Consider the following 3540-nt stretch of genomic DNA (forward strand, 5'->3'; position numbering starts at 1 on the left):
AAAACAAAACCCCAACTGCTTTCGCAATTGGGGTTTCGGAATTTAATCTTGACGATGACCTACTCTCACATGGGGAAACCCCACACTACCATCGGCGATGCATCGTTTCACTGCTGAGTTCGGGATGGGATCAGGTGGTTCCAACGCTCTATGGTCGTCAAGAAATTCGGGTACCGAATCGTGGCCAGAGGGCCGCGCTTCAGCAAATTGGGTATGTGACAGCTTTCGGTGTTTTGTGAGATTCAAACTTTCGGTTCGTTTCGTCTTCACACACCGCAATCTGGCGCTCTTTCGCTTTTCAGCTCGAAGCAAGCAAATTGCTTGGGTGTTATATGGTCAAGCCTCACGGGCAATTAGTATTGGTTAGCTCAACGCCTCACAGCGCTTACACACCCAACCTATCAACGTCGTAGTCTTCGACGGCCCTTCAGGGAACTCAAGGTTCCAGTGAGATCTCATCTTGAGGCAAGTTTCCCGCTTAGATGCTTTCAGCGGTTATCTTTCCCGAACATAGCTACCCGGCAATGCCACTGGCGTGACAACCGGAACACCAGAGGTTCGTCCACTCCGGTCCTCTCGTACTAGGAGCAGCCCCTCTCAAATCTCAAACGTCCACGGCAGATAGGGACCGAACTGTCTCACGACGTTCTAAACCCAGCTCGCGTACCACTTTAAATGGCGAACAGCCATACCCTTGGGACCGGCTTCAGCCCCAGGATGTGATGAGCCGACATCGAGGTGCCAAACACCGCCGTCGATATGAACTCTTGGGCGGTATCAGCCTGTTATCCCCGGAGTACCTTTTATCCGTTGAGCGATGGCCCTTCCATACAGAACCACCGGATCACTAAGACCTACTTTCGTACCTGCTCGACGTGTCTGTCTCGCAGTCAAGCGCGCTTTTGCCTTTATACTCTACGACCGATTTCCGACCGGTCTGAGCGCACCTTCGTACTCCTCCGTTACTCTTTAGGAGGAGACCGCCCCAGTCAAACTACCCACCATACACTGTCCTCGATCCGGATAACGGACCTGAGTTAGAACCTCAAAGTTGCCAGGGTGGTATTTCAAGGATGGCTCCACGCGAACTGGCGTCCACGCTTCAAAGCCTCCCACCTATCCTACACAAGCAAATTCAAAGTCCAGTGCAAAGCTATAGTAAAGGTTCACGGGGTCTTTCCGTCTAGCCGCGGATACACTGCATCTTCACAGCGATTTCAATTTCACTGAGTCTCGGGTGGAGACAGCGCCGCCATCGTTACGCCATTCGTGCAGGTCGGAACTTACCCGACAAGGAATTTCGCTACCTTAGGACCGTTATAGTTACGGCCGCCGTTTACCGGGGCTTCGATCAAGAGCTTCGCGTTAGCTAACCCCATCAATTAACCTTCCGGCACCGGGCAGGCGTCACACCCTATACGTCCACTTTCGTGTTTGCAGAGTGCTGTGTTTTTAATAAACAGTCGCAGCGGCCTGGTATCTTCGACCGGCATGAGCTTACGGAGCAAGTCCTTCACCCTCACCGGCGCACCTTCTCCCGAAGTTACGGTGCCATTTTGCCTAGTTCCTTCACCCGAGTTCTCTCAAGCGCCTTGGTATTCTCTACCCAACCACCTGTGTCGGTTTGGGGTACGGTTCCTGGTTACCTGAAGCTTAGAAGCTTTTCTTGGAAGCATGGCATCAACCACTTCGTCACCCAAAGGGTAACTCGTCATCAGCTCTCGGCCTTAAGATCCCGGATTTACCTAAGATCTCAGCCTACCACCTTAAACTTGGACAACCAACGCCAAGCTGGCCTAGCCTTCTCCGTCCCTCCATCGCAATAACCAGAAGTACAGGAATATTAACCTGTTTTCCATCGACTACGCTTTTCAGCCTCGCCTTAGGGACCGACTAACCCTGCGTCGATTAACGTTGCGCAGGAAACCTTGGTCTTTCGGCGTGGGTGTTTTTCACACCCATTGTCGTTACTCATGTCAGCATTCGCACTTCTGATACCTCCAGCAAGCTTCTCAACTCACCTTCACAGGCTTACAGAACGCTCCTCTACCGCATCACCCGAGGGTGATACCCGTAGCTTCGGTGTATGGTTTGAGCCCCGTTACATCTTCCGCGCAGGCCGACTCGACTAGTGAGCTATTACGCTTTCTTTAAAGGGTGGCTGCTTCTAAGCCAACCTCCTAGCTGTCTAAGCCTTCCCACATCGTTTCCCACTTAACCATAACTTTGGGACCTTAGCTGACGGTCTGGGTTGTTTCCCTTTTCACGACGGACGTTAGCACCCGCCGTGTGTCTCCCATGCTCGGCACTTGTAGGTATTCGGAGTTTGCATCGGTTTGGTAAGTCGGGATGACCCCCTAGCCGAAACAGTGCTCTACCCCCTACAGTGATACATGAGGCGCTACCTAAATAGCTTTCGAGGAGAACCAGCTATCTCCGAGCTTGATTAGCCTTTCACTCCGATCCACAGGTCATCCGCTAACTTTTCAACGGTAGTCGGTTCGGTCCTCCAGTTAGTGTTACCCAACCTTCAACCTGCCCATGGATAGATCGCCCGGTTTCGGGTCTATTCCCAGCGACTAGACGCCCTATTAAGACTCGCTTTCGCTACGCCTCCCCTATTCGGTTAAGCTCGCCACTGAAAATAAGTCGCTGACCCATTATACAAAAGGTACGCAGTCACCCAACAAAGTGGGCTCCCACTGCTTGTACGCATACGGTTTCAGGATCTATTTCACTCCCCTCTCCGGGGTTCTTTTCGCCTTTCCCTCACGGTACTAGTTCACTATCGGTCAGTCAGTAGTATTTAGCCTTGGAGGATGGTCCCCCCATATTCAGACAAAGTTTCTCGTGCTCCGTCCTACTCGATTTCATGACTAAGAGATTTTCGCGTACAGGGCTATCACCCACTATGGCCGCACTTTCCAGAGCGTTCCGCTAATCTCAAAGCCACTTAAGGGCTAGTCCCCGTTCGCTCGCCACTACTAAGGGAATCTCGGTTGATTTCTTTTCCTCAGGGTACTTAGATGTTTCAGTTCCCCTGGTTCGCCTCTTGCACCTATGTATTCAGTACAAGATAACCATCTTATGATGGCTGGGTTCCCCCATTCAGACATCTCCGGATCAAAGTCTGTTTGCCGACTCCCCGAAGCTTTTCGCAGGCTACCACGTCTTTCATCGCCTCTGACTGCCAAGGCATCCACCGTATGCGCTTCTTCACTTGACCATATAACCCCAAGCAATCTGGTTATACTGTGAAGACGACATTCGCCGAAAATTCGAATTTCTCAATTAAGAGAACTCACAAATTTTACCTTAGCCTGATCCGTTACCAGTGAAAGTAACGTTCAGTCTATCTTTCTATCACATACCCAAATTTTTAAAGAACGATCTAATCAAAAGACTAGAAATCAATATTCACGCTGAATATTCATTTCTAAACTCTCAAACTTCGAAGCAGTTTATGGTGGAGCCAAGCGGGATCGAACCGCTGACCTCCTGCGTGCAAGGCAGGCGCTCTCCCAGCTGAGCTATGGCCCC

At 51.0% G+C, this 3540-nt stretch carries 1 tRNA gene and 2 rRNA genes; all 3 read right to left on the bottom strand.

The window, feature by feature from the left end:
• Positions 1-46 precede the first annotated feature (46 nt).
• Positions 47-162 (bottom strand): 5S ribosomal RNA (rrf, locus tag HU765_RS26485).
• Positions 163-332: 170 nt separating this feature from the next.
• A 23S ribosomal RNA gene (locus HU765_RS26490) occupies positions 333-3226 on the bottom strand.
• 238 nt (positions 3227-3464) lie between these two features.
• Positions 3465-3540, bottom strand: a tRNA-Ala gene (locus tag HU765_RS26495).

It is taken from the genome of Pseudomonas sp. SWRI81 (assembly GCF_014268545.1).
Classification (GTDB): domain Bacteria; phylum Pseudomonadota; class Gammaproteobacteria; order Pseudomonadales; family Pseudomonadaceae; genus Aquipseudomonas; species Aquipseudomonas hamedanensis.